The sequence below is a fragment of the Bradyrhizobium sp. BWC-3-1 genome (assembly GCF_032917965.1).
GTDB classification, from domain to species: domain Bacteria; phylum Pseudomonadota; class Alphaproteobacteria; order Rhizobiales; family Xanthobacteraceae; genus Bradyrhizobium; species Bradyrhizobium canariense_D.
In genome coordinates this window covers 3,566,911-3,583,984 of the sequence record NZ_CP136625.1, presented here as the reverse complement: position 1 = coordinate 3,583,984, position 17,074 = coordinate 3,566,911, and the positions used below count along the sequence as shown (strand labels likewise).

Annotated in this window: 16 protein-coding genes and 1 pseudogene; 7 read left to right on the top strand and 10 right to left on the bottom strand. The window is 61.0% G+C overall.

Annotated features, from left to right (window positions below; translation table 11 throughout):
• Nucleotides 1-65 precede the first annotated feature (65 nt).
• Both RX329_RS17185 and RX329_RS17180 read right to left on the bottom strand, forming a co-directional pair.
• Nucleotides 66-1,607, bottom strand: coding sequence for a DUF1254 domain-containing protein (locus tag RX329_RS17185; RefSeq protein ID WP_094183608.1), 1,542 nt, complete (start codon nt 1,605-1,607; stop codon nt 66-68).
• A gap of 283 nt (nt 1,608-1,890) precedes the next feature.
• Nucleotides 1,891-2,298, bottom strand: coding sequence for an alpha/beta hydrolase (locus tag RX329_RS17180; protein ID WP_244561128.1), 408 nt, complete (start codon nt 2,296-2,298; stop codon nt 1,891-1,893).
• A 1,524-nt stretch (nt 2,299-3,822) separates the two neighbouring features.
• On the opposite strand from RX329_RS17180, the gene RX329_RS17175 reads away from it, so the two are divergent.
• The gene (locus tag RX329_RS17175) at nt 3,823-4,038 is read left to right on the top strand and encodes a hypothetical protein (protein WP_317246163.1); all 216 of its coding nucleotides are present in this window, start codon (nt 3,823-3,825) and stop codon (nt 4,036-4,038) included.
• Nucleotides 4,039-4,272: 234 nt separating this feature from the next.
• On the opposite strand, the pseudogene RX329_RS17170 reads toward RX329_RS17175, so the two are convergent.
• The 4 genes and pseudogenes from RX329_RS17170 to RX329_RS17155 form a co-directional block, all read right to left on the bottom strand.
• Nucleotides 4,273-4,374, bottom strand: a pseudogene (locus RX329_RS17170) (winged helix-turn-helix domain-containing protein); the annotation flags it as partial.
• Between the two features lie 377 nt (nt 4,375-4,751).
• Nucleotides 4,752-6,098 carry an IS5 family transposase gene (locus RX329_RS17165; protein ID WP_085383111.1) on the bottom strand — a complete coding sequence of 449 codons (1,347 nt, stop codon included), beginning with the start codon at nt 6,096-6,098 and terminating at the stop codon, nt 4,752-4,754.
• A 513-nt stretch (nt 6,099-6,611) separates the two neighbouring features.
• A complete protein-coding gene (locus RX329_RS17160; protein ID WP_244561576.1) occupies nt 6,612-7,409 on the bottom strand; it encodes a tetratricopeptide repeat protein in 798 nt (265 codons plus the stop codon).
• A 23-nt stretch (nt 7,410-7,432) separates the two neighbouring features.
• Nucleotides 7,433-8,053 carry a FecR domain-containing protein gene (locus RX329_RS17155; protein ID WP_026234035.1) on the bottom strand — a complete coding sequence of 207 codons (621 nt, stop codon included), beginning with the start codon at nt 8,051-8,053 and terminating at the stop codon, nt 7,433-7,435.
• 296 nt (nt 8,054-8,349) lie between these two features.
• Between RX329_RS17155 and RX329_RS17150 the strand changes: the two genes are divergently transcribed.
• Both RX329_RS17150 and RX329_RS17145 read left to right on the top strand, forming a co-directional pair.
• On the top strand, nt 8,350-9,252 hold the full coding sequence (locus RX329_RS17150) for a hypothetical protein (RefSeq protein WP_317246162.1): 903 nt from the start codon (nt 8,350-8,352) through the stop codon (nt 9,250-9,252).
• Between the two features lie 197 nt (nt 9,253-9,449).
• Nucleotides 9,450-9,914, top strand: a complete 465-nt coding sequence (locus RX329_RS17145) for a hypothetical protein (RefSeq protein WP_085383350.1) — start codon at nt 9,450-9,452, stop codon at nt 9,912-9,914.
• Between the two features lie 40 nt (nt 9,915-9,954).
• On the opposite strand, the gene RX329_RS17140 is transcribed toward RX329_RS17145, so the two are convergent.
• The gene (locus RX329_RS17140) at nt 9,955-10,203 is read right to left on the bottom strand and encodes a hypothetical protein (protein WP_085383351.1); all 249 of its coding nucleotides are present in this window, start codon (nt 10,201-10,203) and stop codon (nt 9,955-9,957) included.
• 322 nt (nt 10,204-10,525) lie between these two features.
• Here RX329_RS17140 and RX329_RS17130 point away from each other — a divergent pair, with 322 nt between their 5' ends.
• Both RX329_RS17130 and RX329_RS17125 read left to right on the top strand, forming a co-directional pair.
• On the top strand, nt 10,526-11,512 hold the full coding sequence (locus RX329_RS17130; protein WP_317246161.1) for a Ku protein: 987 nt from the start codon (nt 10,526-10,528) through the stop codon (nt 11,510-11,512).
• A gap of 6 nt (nt 11,513-11,518) precedes the next feature.
• The gene (locus RX329_RS17125) at nt 11,519-11,755 is read left to right on the top strand and encodes a hypothetical protein (RefSeq protein WP_317246160.1); all 237 of its coding nucleotides are present in this window, start codon (nt 11,519-11,521) and stop codon (nt 11,753-11,755) included.
• A gap of 327 nt (nt 11,756-12,082) precedes the next feature.
• Here RX329_RS17125 and RX329_RS17120 read toward each other — a convergent pair whose 3' ends face one another.
• Nucleotides 12,083-12,871 (bottom strand): GGDEF domain-containing protein, encoded by a 789-nt coding sequence (locus RX329_RS17120; RefSeq protein WP_085383352.1) that lies wholly within the window; start codon nt 12,869-12,871, stop codon nt 12,083-12,085.
• 664 nt (nt 12,872-13,535) lie between these two features.
• On the opposite strand from RX329_RS17120, the gene RX329_RS17115 reads away from it, so the two are divergent.
• Both RX329_RS17115 and RX329_RS17110 read left to right on the top strand, forming a co-directional pair.
• Nucleotides 13,536-13,748, top strand: coding sequence for a hypothetical protein (locus RX329_RS17115; RefSeq protein ID WP_085383354.1), 213 nt, complete (start codon nt 13,536-13,538; stop codon nt 13,746-13,748).
• 357 nt (nt 13,749-14,105) lie between these two features.
• On the top strand, nt 14,106-15,098 hold the full coding sequence (locus RX329_RS17110) for a hypothetical protein (RefSeq protein ID WP_244561138.1): 993 nt from the start codon (nt 14,106-14,108) through the stop codon (nt 15,096-15,098).
• 389 nt (nt 15,099-15,487) lie between these two features.
• Here RX329_RS17110 and RX329_RS17105 read toward each other — a convergent pair whose 3' ends face one another.
• On the bottom strand, nt 15,488-15,775 hold the full coding sequence (locus RX329_RS17105) for a hypothetical protein (RefSeq protein ID WP_085383355.1): 288 nt from the start codon (nt 15,773-15,775) through the stop codon (nt 15,488-15,490).
• An 83-nt stretch (nt 15,776-15,858) separates the two neighbouring features.
• Entirely contained in the window at nt 15,859-16,947 is a 1,089-nt protein-coding gene (locus tag RX329_RS17100) for a transporter (RefSeq protein WP_085383356.1), read from the bottom strand.
• Nucleotides 16,948-17,074 lie beyond the last annotated feature (127 nt).

Below are 17,074 nucleotides of genomic sequence, written 5' to 3'. Positions count from 1 at the left end.
CCCCTACCGCGAGCAAGGTCGCGTAGCCGAGCGTTGTTAGAGCTTTTCGGTGCCGAGTTGAGGCCTCACTTTACCGGCACGACATCATCGGGTTGCCACGTTTTGTCGAACCAGGGTTCGAGTGGGCCGTAAAGGCGCATTATGAGAAAGAAACTTTTGCCGGGGACTGTCTGTATCCAGTTGCCTTCCTGACCCGCCGGGGCTTTTGGGCTGAAATAGATATCGTAGGAATTGTCAGCGTTTTTCTTCATGGCTGGGTTCTGGCTTCCATTGCTGGGCAAGCGCTGGTCGGTCTGCAATTCAGATCGGGTCTGAGTGTCGTAGAGCACCACGGACCAGAAAGTCTTCGCTGGCACGTTGGGCGGCAGATGCAGTTTGTACGTTTTCGCACCGTCGAATGGGTGTTTATCAGCGTCCAGCGAAGCAATGGCGTACTGCGAACCGACACCGACCATTTTCTCGAACATTGCCGGGGTTACACCCGTGGCTACGTAGAACATACCGATTCTGCCGTCGAGGCTGCGTACGCCGTCGCGCTCCCAAAGATAGCTTCCTTCCGCACCGGGGCTGTACCAGTTCTTGCTCGGATAGAAGAAAAAGTTGCGGTCACGTCCATTGAATGAGATGGCCCGCGCCGTGGCGTTAGCGACGGCGGCAGCCTCGGTGAGGATTTTCTTCATTCGCCCATCTGGCGCGAACGGCCTGCCCTTAACGATGCCGATCGAAGCAAGCTGGCCGAGCAACTCCTTGTCCTGTGCCTCGATCGGCTCCTCTTGCACGATATGGTTCACCTCTTCGTAAAACTCGAAATTGTTCGCGTGAATTGTGTTGAAAGCCATGCCAGAGGCATTGATGAACCTGGTCTCGGGTCGATTCTCGACTTGTGCCAAGGGATAGATGCGGAGGTGCTTCTTGAAGTTCTCGACCGCAGGCTTTGGGCTTCCGTCGATCAGGAAGCCGCGTGAGCCCAGCCACACACCGTAGGTGGTCGATTTTGCGACGAAGTAACCTTCCGGAATATTTTCCTTGTAACCTGGCGGCAAGACGAGGAACTTGCCGCCCTTCCCCTTGTCGGGACCGGCGTTGCCCATATCAATGATGTATCTGAACCAAAAATCATTGAGAAAGCCGAGTGTATTCGGCGGCGTCTCAACGACCATCGGGCCGTCCTTCAGGTCGAGCCAGCCGATCAGATAAACAGTCTCGGTATTCGGCGTCAGGAACAAGGACTTCGAGTCCATCAAAGTCTCGAAGAGCGCGACGGTCTGATTGTTGACCCCGATGCTCTTCAGGCCTTCGCGCATGGCGTAGAGCGAAGCACCGGGCATCGTGTTGAGAAACACATCTACGCCGCGCTGGAAGTCCAGGTTGTCATAGACCTTTTGCGTCGTCTCCTTGTCTGGGATGCCGTCGAAGAACTTGAGGGTGCCGAGGCGAGTATCCACGCTATCCGGCGTAGTGATATCCGCCGGAATGTCGGTGGTCATCTGCAGCTTCGGCGGCGCGATCTGTTGTTGGGCTCGTACCGTGGTCGCAAGACCTGCCGCTGACAGGGAAGTTGCGGTTATCAAGGAACTGCCACTTAGGAGCAGCGCGCGGCGGTTCATTCCTGAAAGCATCAGCGTGTCGTCTCCCGACTTCGATTGGCTATCGCGCATGACGGGTCTCTCCATTGCCTTGTCATTCGATGACGCTTGTCGCTCGCCTCTCGCGCCTGGCGGTTTTCGGTTGAGCGCATCCTTCTGGCCGATAGAACCTGCCGAGGGGATCATACCACATCGATTTGCCGCAAGACCTACTAGGGTCCATTCCCCCTATCGCCCGCCCCGAGATCGCCGACTCGCTAACTTCCGATGCCGAGCAAATCGCCTGAACCGGAATGCCAAGAGTCTACCGTCTTGAGATCCCCGCTGGCGATCTGCGATCCGCGATCTGCTCTTCGCCGACAAGCCGCTCCTGGATCATGCTCATGACCGATGTCACCTCGTCGAACGCCCGCGAGTGAGCTCTTCCGCGAAGACGGGTCAGATCGAAGACCTCGAGCTTCTCCCGTGCAAAGTCGGTCCGGTATGGCTCCTGGTCAGGATCAATGCCGCCGAGTCGAATGGTGCCGTCACGAAGCGACCTCGACACGTTGAGCGCGGCGTCATCCTGGGACACAAACCTCCTTTTTGGTCCGGCTGCCGCGCGGGGCGCCGATACGCTGGATGAAATCATGCGCGCGCCAACTGACGCCCCGTTGACCAATACCGCTCTCTTCGGCGTCGCGCTGGCTGCGGAAGCCGCGCGCATTTCCATGCGACGGTACCGCTTGTAAGCCGGGCTATCCCTGGAGGGCTCTCCTTCCGCGAGCATGGCGCAGTTGTCGGCATTCTCTTTGTAAATCTCTGATGGCTTCGGTGAGGGAACGTGGCAGTCGCCTGGCATAAAGCGGGTTTCATAGCGGTGGGATGGTCCTTCGCAGACAACTGACTGAGTGCAATCTCCCCAGATACACCGACGATCAGCCAGCTATCGCACGTCATCTCCCAATCGGCAGCGCCCGCGTTTCTTCTGGGAGCGCTGGCTGCCTTCATTGCAGTCCTGATTCCCGCCTGAACAGGGTCATCGATCGAACGATCCTTCTGAACGGGATCGCCGCAGAAGACACGGTTAGATCCCGGCTGAAGGTGGTTCTTCCGCGACTGATGCGTCGAGCAGCGATGCTGAACCGAGCTATCTTCTGGACAGTAATGGCAGTATCACCGTCACCGCCCTTGTGATGGTCGCGTTTGCAAGCGCTTTCCTTCCGATAGACCACGAGCACGGCGTGGCTATCCTTTTCATGGCTGCCCTCGGCTCGTTCGCTGTGTCGCTTGTTTGATTTTGCCCGCGAGGTGCGAATTGCGCTGAGCGAACTAGATCATTTCGCCTGATGCAGTTGATAGGCAGCCACTGCATGTCGGCAACCAGCGCTAAGCTTAGCGCGAAATACATCAGGTCTTACGGGCCCACGACCATTTGGAGACATGTCAGCAAGCTGACATAGCTTTGGCGGCCGTCGGTGCCTCAATCGTGCCGCGTGAGCTTCTGGCACTTGAATATGCGGGCACTTTTGCCGGAGCGTTTATCAAGGGAGACCCGCAGCAATCGGCCATCGCAATGCTGGCAATTTCCAAATTGACTTGGGATAAGCGGGGGACTTGGTACCAAGGCGGATCATTTACGGATCGTCAACTCCCCGAGGTAGCCAACGAGTTAACCGCGGTCGAGTGTTCCTAAATTTAACTAGCTACTCGCGGTCATATTTTTGAGCGGGGCTACCTAGGTGGTTGTAGGCCGGATGATGCCAGCCACTCGGTCGTGTGTGAGCCGGTTTCGGCTTGGCGTGCCTTACGAAGAACGGCTTCGCGCTCCGCCCCAAGTGGAAGCTGTTGGTTCCTCACGAAAACACCTCGCTTCCTCGGTAAGTCGAATTTCCAGCGCCGAGGTTTGCGTGATCCTGCGGCGCGGCGCCATGGTCCCACTCCAAGCGATGAAACTGCGCCTCAACGTACAATGACGGTTCCCGTTCCGGCAAATCAGGCTACTATGTTTTCAACCAAGGCACTAAGGTCGGAATCGCCAGCAACCCGCGCCGCGCCACTCAATTAACTTCCGATTCACATAGTTGAAAGCGGGAACAAGTGGCAACAGTGATGGTCTCTCACCCGGGGCTGGCTCCATATTTCACCAGGTCTTTTAACCCGGCTTCATTTGACCATGCGCGGGCCGCAGCGACTTAACCTCCCGCTGCGGCCTTCGTGTGCGCGGCGCTTAGCGCGACCTATTGGAGAAAGTATTATGTCCAAAGACAAAAATTGCCTGATCGTTCGTGCTGCGGGAAGACAACTGGACCTGTTACGCGGCGAAGCCTCCCGCATCGCGAAAGGCAGTAACGTCGATTGGTGGATTGATCAGGCGGAGGTCGGCACTCGCTTCTGCTTCGAGGATACAAAATCAAAAGAGTCATTCGCTCTCGCTTGTGACAACTTCGGTATTCCCTGCCAAGACGGCTAGTCCGCAGTTGAGCTGTAAGCCGGCGGCAGGGCCGCACAACCATCATAGGAGGCCAGCACTAATCCGACCCCCGTGCCGCCCAGAGGTTCGCACCTGATCCCAACAACGCGATTGAGGTCAGACGAATCGACGATCGCTCGCGGCTTGGTGTTTTCGCAAAAATCTTGAGCCCTGCAACTTTCGACTTTTGCAACACAATCGGCCAGGCGCGGACTCTTGCCAACGCGAACAGCATCATTCGGCCGCCCGCAACCGGTATCCAATGCCAGTTTCGGTGAGCACAAATTGTGGCCGTTCCGGATCAGCCTCGATCTTCTGCCGGAGCTGGCGGACCATGGCCTGAGCCCGGTTGGCCGCGATGATCCAACTGCTCCCGCGCCCGTTCACGTCGGCGAAATTGCGAGATCGGTGACGCCCAGCGAGCTCTGAAATCTTAATCTAACTTGCATCCTGCGTGCAGGCTCGCAGCTCTCTTAAATCCGCGGGGGATCGACCTTCCGAGCACGAACACGACTAAGAGCGACTGCAAGGAAGATTTTAGAAGCTACCAATCGAAACCGGCGTGTGCAGAAAGTATTCGCAGTTGAGCGGCACGAGGCGTGCCAAAGGACACTATGCCCGTCGAAGTCGGAAGAGCCCAGCAGGACAAAGAAGTTCAAATCCTTGCAGGCGGATGTCCATAGCGGCATCACGTATCGCCATTTAGTCGTCCGTTAAGAAGCCGAATTGAGCGGGGCTGGACCGGCCAGCACGCGCCATAGTCGGACCAGGAAGAGGCACAAGAGTTCTCTGAGCCAGGCGAGGATACGGCGGAAGTTGTGGCCCACTGCTGAGAGCACGACGTTGGCGGCGTCGCCGGCGCGGCCTTTGAGATAGCAGCGGCCAAGGTGACCTTCGGCCTTCAGATGTCCGATGATGGGCTCGATGGCGGAGCGGCGCCGGAGCTCGCGCTTGATGGCGCCGAACACGCCGCGCTTCTGGCCCGAAATGAAGACGCGACGGGGATTTTGCGTGTCGTGGCCGCGATATCCCTTGTCGACATAGGCCCGCTCGATCGGACATCCGGTGAGCGCCTCGGTGCGGTCGATGACGTCCCGCAGGGTATGACCGTCGTAGGGATTATCGGGCAGCGACCTGGCGTGCAGTACGAACAGGCCACCGGGCGCCCGGCGGTTGTTGGTGACGATGGAGGCCTTCACGCCGAACTCGTAAGGCGCGGCGGCCTTGCCTTTGCCGATGCATTCCACCTCCGGGGCATGGAAGGAATATAGCTTCCAGCCGCGCTGGCGCTGCTGCTGGGAGCGGATCTGGCTGGCTCGGCCAAGCGGAAGGGCAAATGCCTCCTCGAGGGCTGGCTGGCGCTCGATCTTGCGACGGATGTCGCGGATGATCCGGCCGAGCCGGCTGCGCAGGATACGCAACTGCCGCTGATGCCGCCCGAACTGTTTGGCATGGGCGTAGCGGCCCGCCATCATCGCAGCGGCCTTGGCAATGCGAACATAGGACTGCCGCAGCCTGACGGCGTGCCTTCTCGCCAGGCGGTTGAGCCCCTTGATAGCCGCATGAAGCAGCTTGGCATCGGTCGGAAAGGTGATGGCCTTCGGCTGCACCGTGGTATCGACCGTGACGCGCTTGAGGTCCTGGCCGCGTAACGCACCGGCCTCGTGCGCCACCCGCAGGCTCTCGGCCAGCAACGACTCCAGCTTGTCGCCGAGCCGCTTGCGCCAATGGCTCAGGTCCGAGCGCTCGTGCGGGAAGGCGTGCTGAAAGAACTCTTCGCCGGTGAAGAACTGGAAATACGGGTCGTGAACCCAGCGCTCGCAAACGCCCTCATCGGACAGCCCGTAAGTGTGCTTGAGCAACAGCAGGCCGATCATGAACCGGGTCTCGATTCCGGGCCGGCCATTCTCGCTGTAGAGCGGCGCGACCTCGCCGTCGATCCAGTCCCAATCGATCTTGCCGGCGAGCTGAACCAGCTCGTGCTTCATGTTGATGATCTGGTCCAGCCGCGCCCGGAACAGATCGTTCGATCCCGTCGTCCTGTGCTTCTTCGGTCGCATCGGCCCCTCCGGTGCACCACAGAATCATGATCCGCAGGGAAAGGGAACCACAAACGAAATTGCAGGGTTGGGCGGCCTCAACCTCCCATTCCCTGCAATCTCAAACCGCCTCGAATCCGAAAAAAAGACTCCTGATCAATCGCTTAGAACCTTGTTCACGGACGACCATTTAGCCGAGCTACCGTAGTTCCTTACCGTAGCTTATTTCTAGAGCCGTCCACGGCTGGCGAAAAATGAACGTCTTCGCGAGGGCTTAGCGCCCCAGAGTTTGGAGGATGGGATATCAGTCGATCAACTGACCCCGTTTTGACTCGAAAGCTGATGAGTTCGCCATCTGGCTCTGTTTCGTACGTCTGCTTATCAGTTTTGTAGGAAGCAGAACCGTTTAGCATTTTTCGGGTATCGCTCGCTGGAGGGAAAGAATCTATAAAAAAACTTGCTCGACTACTGCAGCTCAGGTTCTCTCGGTAGGGGAGAGATGGCCTTCTCCGACGGGCACGCGTTGAGGACGGACTACGGTACGCCGTAGCGCGCGAATTCCTCGCCGATGTCGCCCCGGACAGCTTTCGCGGCCGCGACATCGGCTTCTCCCGAAGCCGTCTCGCCGCGGCGGATCTTTGCCCGGCCGCGACCGTACAGCGCGGTGGCGAGCGTGGGGTCGATGCGCAGCGCGGCGTCGTAGTCGGCGATGGCCGCATCGGTCCGTCCGGCCCTGAGGTGGGCGAGCGCGCGGGAATCGTAGGTCGCAGCCGTATGCGCGCCCGACCCGATCGCCTTGTCGCAGGCTTCCACCGCGCCTTGCGGGTCGCCCGTGCTCGCCCGGATCCAGCAAAGGCCGCTCCAAGCCACTTCCATGTCGGCGTTCAGACGAGTCGCGGCGGTGTAGTCGCTTTCGGCGCGTACGAGATCGCCCTTCTTCAGCCAGCCCTCGGCGCGGTTGACGAAGGCGCCGGGGTATGCCGGCTGGAGGGCGATGGCTCGGTCGAAATCCTCCATCGCGGCGTCGTAGTCGCCCGTCCTCAGTCTCGCCGCGCCGCGGTTGTTGACGGGTTTGGCGAAGGTCGGATCGATGCCTATGGCCGCCTCGAAGTCGGCGACAGCGCGGTCGTAGTCGACCTTCGCCGCGTAGGCGATGCCGCGGTTGTTGTGGGCCATGGCCAGGGCCTGTGGCCCGCCACGGCCGGCTGCGATGAAGGCAGAGCAGGCCTCGATCCTCCGGTCGGGGGACGAGGCGGCGTTGCAGAGCTCGACGTTCCGGAATTGACCTTCCGGCTTCTGCGCCGACGCGGGGGCGGCCAGCAGCAGGATCATAACTGGCGCCGTCCCGAAGACCTTCAGCATCCCCGGCAGATGCCGAGAGCGCGGTCGGCCCTCCGCTGCCGGGGAGGCGCAACGGTCGGACCGGCCTTCCGCTTCATGACGGCATCCTTGCCCTCCTCGATCAGGGTGGCGAACTTGACCGTGCCGTCGTCCGAAATCTCGATGTGGGGCGTGGTGCCCCGGATCCCCAACGTCGCCACCGGCGTGTCCACCTTCATGCTCCCGGTCTTGGCGACGCTGCCGGCGACGAAGGTGAAGGTGCCTCTGGTCAGGCTGATCAGGGTTGAATTGTCCTTGCCGTCCGGATCGTAGACGAACTCGCTCATTTCCATGCTGGCGTTACTCGACAGGCTGAAGGAGCTGCCATCGGCGAAATTGATACCGAGGCGCCCGTCGGCGCCCGTCCTGACGACGTCGCCCCGATAGACTGGATCGCCGACCTTCGCGCTGGCCCCGTTCTCGGACAGTCTCGCCTGCACAACCGCGGCATCGATATGCTCGATCACTGCCTTGCCAGCGACGGTCACGACCTTGCCGATTGGCTTGACGTCCTGCGCCCGAAGCGGCGCAGGCGGATACGCCACTGCAACGAGCAAAAGGCAGAGAAGTCCTGCGACCGTCCTTAGTCCGTGCATGCGTCCGCTCCCGTCCGTGAAGAGCCCGCTTCGGCGGAATGATGCCAGAGCGCGCCCGGCGCACCATACCGCATGTTGCGACCGCCACTCTTTAGTCGCAACGGACGATGGTCCCGACCGCTCAGCGCCAACAAAAGAGCGCATTTGCGCGCACTCAGTCAACATTTCGTGAAGGGGTCTCGGGACGACAAAGCGTAGTCTGATGCGCAGAACCGGACACCTCGGCGGGTGGACTCACACGCGATCTATGGGTCCGGCCGCTTCGGCGGAAGCGGGCAGCATGCGAGGCGTTCAAGATGTCGCTCGCACGTGTCTTCACCGGTCTTTGGCCGGCGCAGAACCAACGCAGTCCGTCGTCCGTCCGCGGCGGGCGCGCTGTAGAGTCGGTGGTTGTCGCGAGACTCGGATGGGCCGGAGCGCTGTCTTTCGTCCCGTTGATCCTGACGGCGCTGAAAGAAGCGTGGGCCGCCGATCCCGATCTCGCGTTGTTCGACGATGCCTCCATCACCTACAAGGGCTTCGAGCATGGCACCTTCGAACTCATCACGAAGGAGGCGGTGCCGCGCCACATCATCGTGGACGATCCCGGGCAGACGGTCATCCTCAGCAAGACCGGATCGTCCGTCAGCTTCGCGCAGGTCGCCAACAACGCTTCGCGGATGGAGGACCTGCAGAGCCGGCAGCAGGACGTGCTCGACAACTACTCGAAGGACCATGGGCCGTCCGGATCCGGCACGCCTCCGGGCGAAGCGGTCGATCAGACGCTGCAGCCGATCGATTTCCAGGCGCCGGACGGGCCCAATCCACAACATGCCCTTCCCGGGCTGGTGGTGCCGGCCAGCTTCGTGCCGGATGGGCCGTTGATCCATTCGCCACCGACACTGACGCTCGGGTCGGGCCCCGTCGAGATCGACACAGTCGCGTTCGATGAGTTCTCGGCGAGCAGCGGCAGCTTCTCGGCCACGAGCTTCGGCTCCGGCACGACCCCAACCTTTGGCATCGCGGGCGGTAGGAGCGGTGCGATGATAGAATCGGAGACCCTGCTGGAGGAATGTCCCCAATGCGGCGCCTGGCCTATGGCGGCGAACATCCAAAAGTCCGCTTCCGCGCAACGCGAAATCCAGTTCAGGTGTCCGAGGTGCCTGGCGGAGGAGGTCGGCCGGCTCCGTCGTCCGACGTCCCCGCTGCGCGCTGCCTGACACAACGCGGCCAAAGAACCGAACGCGCGATTACCGTCGCCTTTCGAGGTGGGTTCTCGCCCGCCGGTGGCCCGCTCGATCCGAATGGTCCCCACGAGGAAGGCGAGTAGCTCGCGCGCTTCAATCCACCGCATCAGGAGTCTGGAACGTAATTGACTTTCCGGCTTTTTGCTCCGTGATAGTCGGAGGGAAGTGCGATGAAATCGACGAGCGCTCTCGCATTGGCATTTGTCGTCTCGACAGCGACGGCCTCGGCGCAGCCGGTGCGATGGACCAAGTACACCATTCCCCAGACCGGTACCTCAATGGATTTTCCATCTTCGATCTTCACGGAAGAAGCTGGTCGACCCGACGGCTACGGGCAACGGTTCCGAACGGCCGACGGGCGCGCCGACCTCACAATCCAGGCCGCGTCTAACGTCGAGAACGATTCCCCCGCAGCCTTTCTCGCGAAAAAGCATCCGCCTTCACGCATTCAGTACAAGCGGGTGACACCACGGTTCTTTGCAGTATCGAGCTACAAGGGTGACAAGGTTTGGTACAACCGCTGCAACTTCTCAGGGCGGCTGATCCATTGTGTCCTGATCAACTATCCCGCAGAAGAGGAGCGCGCCTGGGACAACACCGTCACTCGTATGAGCCTTTCGCTCAGCGGAAGGTAGTTGCCTTGCGGGGCTCCGCAGCACATCTCCGCGCGTCCCTTCACAAGGTGCTCAGGTCTTCCGGCACGTCGCCGAACTTGCGGATCACGGTTGCATCTCCGAATTCGCCTGTAGCCGGATCCCCACTGCGGCTGAAGGCCACGGCGCCGACAATGCCGGGCTTTCGTAAAAGCGCCTCGGCTTTCATCACGGCGGCCTTGGGATTGAAGCATTCGACGGCCTTGCCGGCAGCGACACCGTCATCCGAAGGGAGGAACGGCAGAGCCACATAGTAGGTCACCGCGGGCATGTCAGTCGTACCAATCCTTTCGGTCGCGCGGTATGTCGAACCGGCCGCGCGAATAGCCGGTAGAGCCCGCAGCTCTTCGACCTGCGCCTCCAGGAAGCCATTCGCGACGATGAGCGCCTTGAGAGCTTCCCGGGCGTCGCCCCCACAAGCCGCAATCGCCTCGTCGGCGGCGTCCTCCAAGTCGAAGCTGGCCGGCCCGGATGCCATGGGTTGGGTCACCGGTGCATGTTCTCATTTTGTTCGGAATAGTCAGGCTGCTCGCCATGTCTGCCGCGCGCCTGACCGGACGTGACATCAATTTTGCGGTGGACACGTGTGGGCAATGTCGGAACCGCGCTGCCCCGTCTTGAGTCCAAGTCCCCGTACCTGGAGCGTTGCGTACCATGGCCCCCGCGCGAACTGGAAAGGCTTTTTGCGTCTTTCGTTGGTCACCTGTCCCGTAGCGCTCTACCCGGCGACGTCGGAGAGCGAGAAGATCTCCTTCAACCAGCTCAACCGGCAGACCGGCCATCGCATCAAGTACCTGAAGGTGGACGCTGACACCGGCGACGAGGTGCCCAACGAGGACATCGAAGGCCACGAACTTGAGAAGGGCCAGTACATCGAGGTCTCCAAGGAGGAGCTCGAGGAGATCGCGCTGGAGTCGACCCGGACCATCGAGATCGACGAGTTCGTCGCTCGCAGCGACATCGATCCGCGCTATCTGATTAGGCCCTACTACATCCGTCCGGACGGCAAGGTGGGGCACGACGCCTTCGCCGTGATCCGCGAGACCATTCGCGAAATGGACACGGTCGCCATCGGCCGGGTCGTGCTGACCAACCGCGAACACATCATCGCGCTGGAGCCGATGGACAAGGGTCTTGTCGGCACGCTGCTCCGCTATCCGTACGAAGTGCGCAGCGAGCAGGAGTATTTCGACGAGATTCAGGATGTGAAGGTCACGAAGGACATGCTCGATCTCGCCAAGCACATCGTGAACCAGAAAGGGGGCAGCTTCGAGCCGGAGAAGTTCGAAGACTACTACGAGTCCGCGCTGATCGAGCTCATCAACCAGAAGCGCGCCGGCAAGGCGATCACGCCGAAGGATCGGCCGAAAGGCGAGAACGTCGTCGATTTGATGGACGCGCTACGCAAGAGCGTCGGCGGCGCAGCAGCCAAGACCGAGGCTCCGAAAAAGCCTGCCAAGAAGACGAAGAAAGCTGCGGCGGCTCAGAAGGAGATGCTGATGCCGATCGCCGGTAAGAAACCAGCTAAGGAAGCGGCGGCGAAGAAGCCGGCATCAGGGGCGCGGCGCAAGTCGGCCTGATGTAACGTGAAGCATCCGGTGACGCCCGACGGTCGCTACTTCGTCGTCCGTGGCAGGTTGTGGCGCATGGCCGACCCTGGCCTCGGTGAAGCGGAGCGGACCGGTCTCGTCGGCCATCTGATGAAGGCCCGAAGGGCGGTCCGCGAGGCCAAGCGGAACGCAGACCCCGAGGCGGAGGCCGCCGTGCATAAGGCAGTGGACAAGGCACAACGCGAGCTCGGTGAGAGAGGCCCCGTCCGGTAGGAAGACGACGCACCCGATCTCAACCAGCACATGGCCAAAAACACAACCTACGCCGAATGGTACGCGAAGATCGATCGCTCACGCTCGGGAGGATCCTGAATTGACCAAAGCTGCAATTTTCGACGTAGACGGGACGCTCTTGGATTCGGTCGATCTCCACGCCCTCTCCTGGCACGCTTCCGATAGCGCTGACCCACGCCTCCTGGACCTCGGTCTTCGCGGCCCGGAGAGCGCCTACTTCCGCTGAGCTACAGGCTGGGGACGTCGACGAATTTAACGGCTGATGCTGCTGAACGAGGCCGCCATCGGTCCGGCACGCCCCTCGGGCTACGCCGCGATCGAGTCCGCTAGGACGTCCGCCCGGACCACGCGATTGCGACCTCGGTGTTTGGCCGCATAGAGCGCCTGATCGGCCAAGCGCATGACCTTGGCCAGATCCATTCCGGCGTGGGATTCGGCGAGCCCGATGCTGATCGTCACGTTGGTCGAGGCGCCTTCCCGCAGGACTGCTTCGGCGGCACAGGCCTGCCGCAGCTCTTCGGCGTATTGGGCAGCGCGTTCCTTGGATACCCCGGTCATCAGAACGGCAAATTCCTCGCCGCCATGCCTTGCCACCAGCATTTGCCTTCGCTCGGCGAAGGAGCGCAACACCTCCGCGATCGAGATGAGCACCTTGTCTCCGAAGTCATGACCGAACTGGTCGTTGATCGCCTTGAAGCGGTCGATGTCGCACATCAGCACGGTGGTTGGCAGGTTCCCACCGCGTGCCTTCGTCAAGGCCGCTTCGGCAGCCTGATCGAAGCCCCTTCGGTTGAGCAGCCCGGTCAACTGGTCGGTGCCCGAAATCCGCTGCAGTTCGGCGCGCGTCAGCGCCAGCTCGCGCATCGTCAGCGCGGAGCGGAAGCTCAGGGCTGCTGTCAGTAGCCCCGAAATTATCGTGCTGATCAGGAGCGACGATTTGGTTACGAAGCTGACGCGCACCACCGCATCCGGATCGGGTCCGAACTGCAGGAGGCACAGGGACAACGTCAAGACGACGGTCAGGCCCACGCTCACGGCGGAGCGACCCGCGGTGTGGCGCAGCGCGTCCCGGAGCGTAATGATATCGTTGGCCATGGCTCTGCCGCCCGTAAAGCGACCAACATCTGCGCCCTGATCTTCACGGCAGGTTAAGGCACGCTGCGCTCCCGAGACGCCGTTAACGCCGACCTAAAGAGGAAAGCTCAAATCGCGATAGTCGACCATCAAAAGCGCCGGGGCCCGTAGTCCTCGATCTCAGCCCTGCTACAGGGCGGCCTTCTTCACCTCGCGCACCGGTCAGCTTTCGCCGGCGGGCGAGGACCCGCACTTTACCGCGTTCAGAGAGAAGGCAAGCAGGACGCGCGTTTGGGGCAGCTCCCGCCTGCGGCCATCCTGCTACTTCAAAGGCAGAGGCGGGCGCGCCAGCGGCAATCTATTGCTCCGGTGGCGCGAGCGGGCCGTCGGCCCACTTGCGGGCGATCGGGTCGGGCAGCGGGTCGCCGTCACAATTGGTGCAGGCGTACCGCAGCCTCCCCTCCACGGTTTCATCGGAAGCAGCCTTCAATGGCCTGCCGCACGCCGGGCAAGCCCTCCGGAAAGGATAGAACACTGCCATCTGATTTCCCCGCGCTGGGCACTCGATATCCGCCGCCACTGCCATCTCAAATCCGTCGCGCAAAGTTGTGCGGGTGCACCGGCTCGTCTTGACTTGGCGACCGTAGGCTACTCAACTGAGAGCAGTGATGTTGCGAGGTGCGTCATGGAGCAGGAATTCTACCAGGGTCTCGCCCAGCGGGTTCGGGCCATCGCCCAGAAGGCCGATCCGTTCACCTGCCGTCGGTTGCTGGATCTCGCCAAGCGGTACGAGGCGAAGAGCAACCCGGCGTCCCGGTCCGGAGCAACCGAGCGGCCGCTCCCGGTGCCGCGCACGACGCCATCGCCATCGATCTTCTCCGGACCGAGCGAGGCCTGAGAGCACTGGCGCCAGCAGCCACATCAAAGGCCGTTTGTGATGAGCTCAGGCACTCCCACCGGCCGGCTGTACCCTTCGGTCAAACCGGAGATCTGGCGACCGGCGAATCAGGCCCCCGGTCTCGGCCGCAAAGCTCGCCTAACCAGCAAGCGAATGATCTAAGAAGAAACGAAGCATGTCCCTAGTCGCGTCCGGCCTCGATTTGTCCAGAATGTGCGCCTCTACGGGTACTGCCTGACCGGCGCTCGAATGGTAGCAGGGTGATTGGTCTATCGCCTTCCAGGAAGCACGCGAGCTTGGAGAGCTTCCTTCTCTAGTAAGCGTGTTGAGAACTCGAGCCGGATTGGGGCTATTCCGTTGCAAGCGCGCTGGTTCAAGCAAATTGTCCGTACCGTGCAGTTGGGCCGGGGAGTCAAGCTCGTTCGCTCCGTCTGCGGCCTAACGCTCGCCGGGGTTGCGTCACTTTGTCTGTCCAGCGTTGCCCTGAGCAAGGACAAGGGCAGCGACAACGGCGAGGTTGACGACGGGGCGGCAAATACGGCAGTGCTGCCGAATATCTACCTGGACCTGCGGACGAACTATGCGAAGATTCCAGCGAACACGCTGTCGATCGGCTTCAGCAGTCCGTCGTTGTCCAGCGCACTCGCTACACTGCAGACGCTCTCAAGGCCCACGAACTCCCCAACGCTTCAAAGCCTCCCTCTCCTGTCGTCACCGACGAGCCAGAGCATTGCGGTAGATGTTCCCTTGACGGTCGATGTCAGCGACCGGGTCTCCTTGTATAGCGGCGTCACCGCCAGCGCTACACAAAGCGCCACCTCCGACTGGTCAACGTTCGCCGTCAGCAGCTGGAATGTGGGAGTTCAGGCAGACGTCTATGAACAAAATGGCGGATGGATCCCGACGGTGACGCTGCAGTCGACTTACACAAGATCGGTGCCGGACACGCCCCTTGCGACTACCTCCTTTAACAACATCTTGGAGTTCGATTACGCGCTGAATAACGACGAGACCAAAGGATTCCTTGCTGGCGTCCAGTACACTCGGATTGAAGTCGATTCGCCGCGCGCGCGAGTCCACCCGAACGTCATCGGCTATGTCGGCGGTTATCATCAATGGGACAACAACTGGAAGTTCACCGGCCGTGTCGGCGTCCAATCGTTCGGCGGGGCACAGCTTGTGAACGTGACACCCTTCCAATCCTTTACTCAGCCGATCGTGAGGTTCGATCTCGACCGGATGGATGACAACGATAACCGACTGTTCGGCGTGACCGCCGAAATTGCCTGGGCGCCCAAGCCAGCCTACCAGCTGACGATCCGAACGCCGCTTTACGCGATCAGGCACTAGAGATCGTTGGAGCAAACGAGGGCGACCTGCTCCGAAGGCTGCCCGCGATCGTCTTTGGGCTTGGTTCCTTGACGTCGAAGCCTCCCCCGTGAGAGCGAGAACTGAACCAGCCGTCGATGGCAGCGGCGGCCCATTGTGCCGGCTTATCGCGATGGCAGTCATTGCATGCATTTGGCGTTCCGTTGGCCGGAAAAAACTCGGGCCTCGGCACGCGAAAGCTGTGATCGTGGCATCGATCGACGACCATGTATGTCCGGGCCGGCATGTGGCACTTGGCGCAGGACGGCCGTGGATCTATGCTGGCGCAGCGACATTGCCGATGATGCGGGCCAGTCTGGCCGATCAATTACGTTACTTGAAGCGCGGGCGGTCTCAGGAATTCCGGTCGATCATCGGAGAGGTTCGACCTTCGCAGCCATGTCGGGGGCGCGCCCGATCCGATACGTCGCGTTGCGGCACTTCAGGATCCAGACGGCGTGGTCCGGCCTGGAGCGCTTTTTATCTCTCACCGCACCAAGCGGCTTGTCGCATGCAAACCCCTGCATCCGGATCTGCGCTGCCAGTATCTCCTGCGGCGTTTCAGCTGCAACCAGCGTCGCCGTCGGTTGGGCCCGCACGAATGGGCTGAAAAGAGCGGCTGAAGCAGCCAGCAATATTGACGCAAGCAACTTATACATGGATGTCATCTCCTCGCCGTCGACACCATTTGCGTTCACGCCAAGCCGGCCAGCCCGTTGCTATAACACGGGGCGCCTGAGTTCTATTTGGTCACCATTCGCCGGGTCGGCGCGACAGTGCTGGCGGGCGCCATCGGCGAGATCGAAAACGTGAGCCACGTGTTCCATCCTGCGGGCCGGTTTTCTGCGGCGAATTCGCCATATGCCTTTAGGTTGAGATAGCCTTGCATATCTCCAACGGGAAACAAGTATCCGACCTGCGGACCTACGCCGAGAACTCGTGAGCGGAAACCACCGAGCACCGGATGTTGCCCGAAGTCATCGGTGATCTGCTGATAGGCGTAGCCCACGAGGCCAACAAAGACCTGCTTGGAGAGAAACTGCGAGGCACCCCAGTCGACGTGAAAGTCGATGCCGTTCTGGTATTGGGTGTCGGGGTTCTTGAAGTTGTAGGTAAGTCCGGCGACGGCTGAAAATTCGTGGCCGGTCTGCGGATTGAAATAGGTGTAACCGCCGCCGCCATCGATTGCACCATGGCCGATACCGAGGTTGGCGAGGCGGGTTGGCGAATAGGCGCCGACCGGAATGTCTCCGGTAACATAGGTCATGAAATTGTGCACGCCTGCATTCCACTTCAGGGTCGCCTGGGGATAGAGATCGCCGACCGACGTGATGGAGTCGCCGATGCTTCCCGTCCGAGTTGTCCCGAACGGTCCAATTGCTGTAGTCAGCGTGCCGCTCAGGTCGGCGCTCGACCGGCCGAACACGCCGATTATGCCAAGGGCCAGTTGTCCGCCCAGCACCGGCGTCGCGAAGGTGTAGGTGGGATTGAGCAGCAGCAGATCGGCCTGCGCATTGAGGTGCAGGTCCAGGTTGACGTTGACTGTCGCAGGAAATCTGCCGACCCGAACTTCCCTGGCCGCCGCTGTGGCGCCGAACGCTGATACCGTGGTGTGATAGTACACCTCAGCCATGGACCAACCCGGCACCCCCGGCACTGCAGCAAGGCTGCTGAACCGACCGGGCAGCCAGTACGAAACGCCGTCTTCGTCCGCGTAGGCCGCCTCTGACATGCAGCCAAGCAGCGCCACGGCAGCGCTGAGACCTGAGCGGATGAGCCAAGGCCGGAATTTTCCTTTGCAAGATTCTCGTTCGAATGTGTCCCGTGTCATTTGTCTGCCCCAAATGAAAAAGAGATGAAGTCTACGTCCACCTTGCCCTGGATTGCCAAGGCGACAGGGGTTGAGCACATACTACCTGAAGTCGCTGTGGCAAAGGGGCACCAGTGGCCTGAATTCG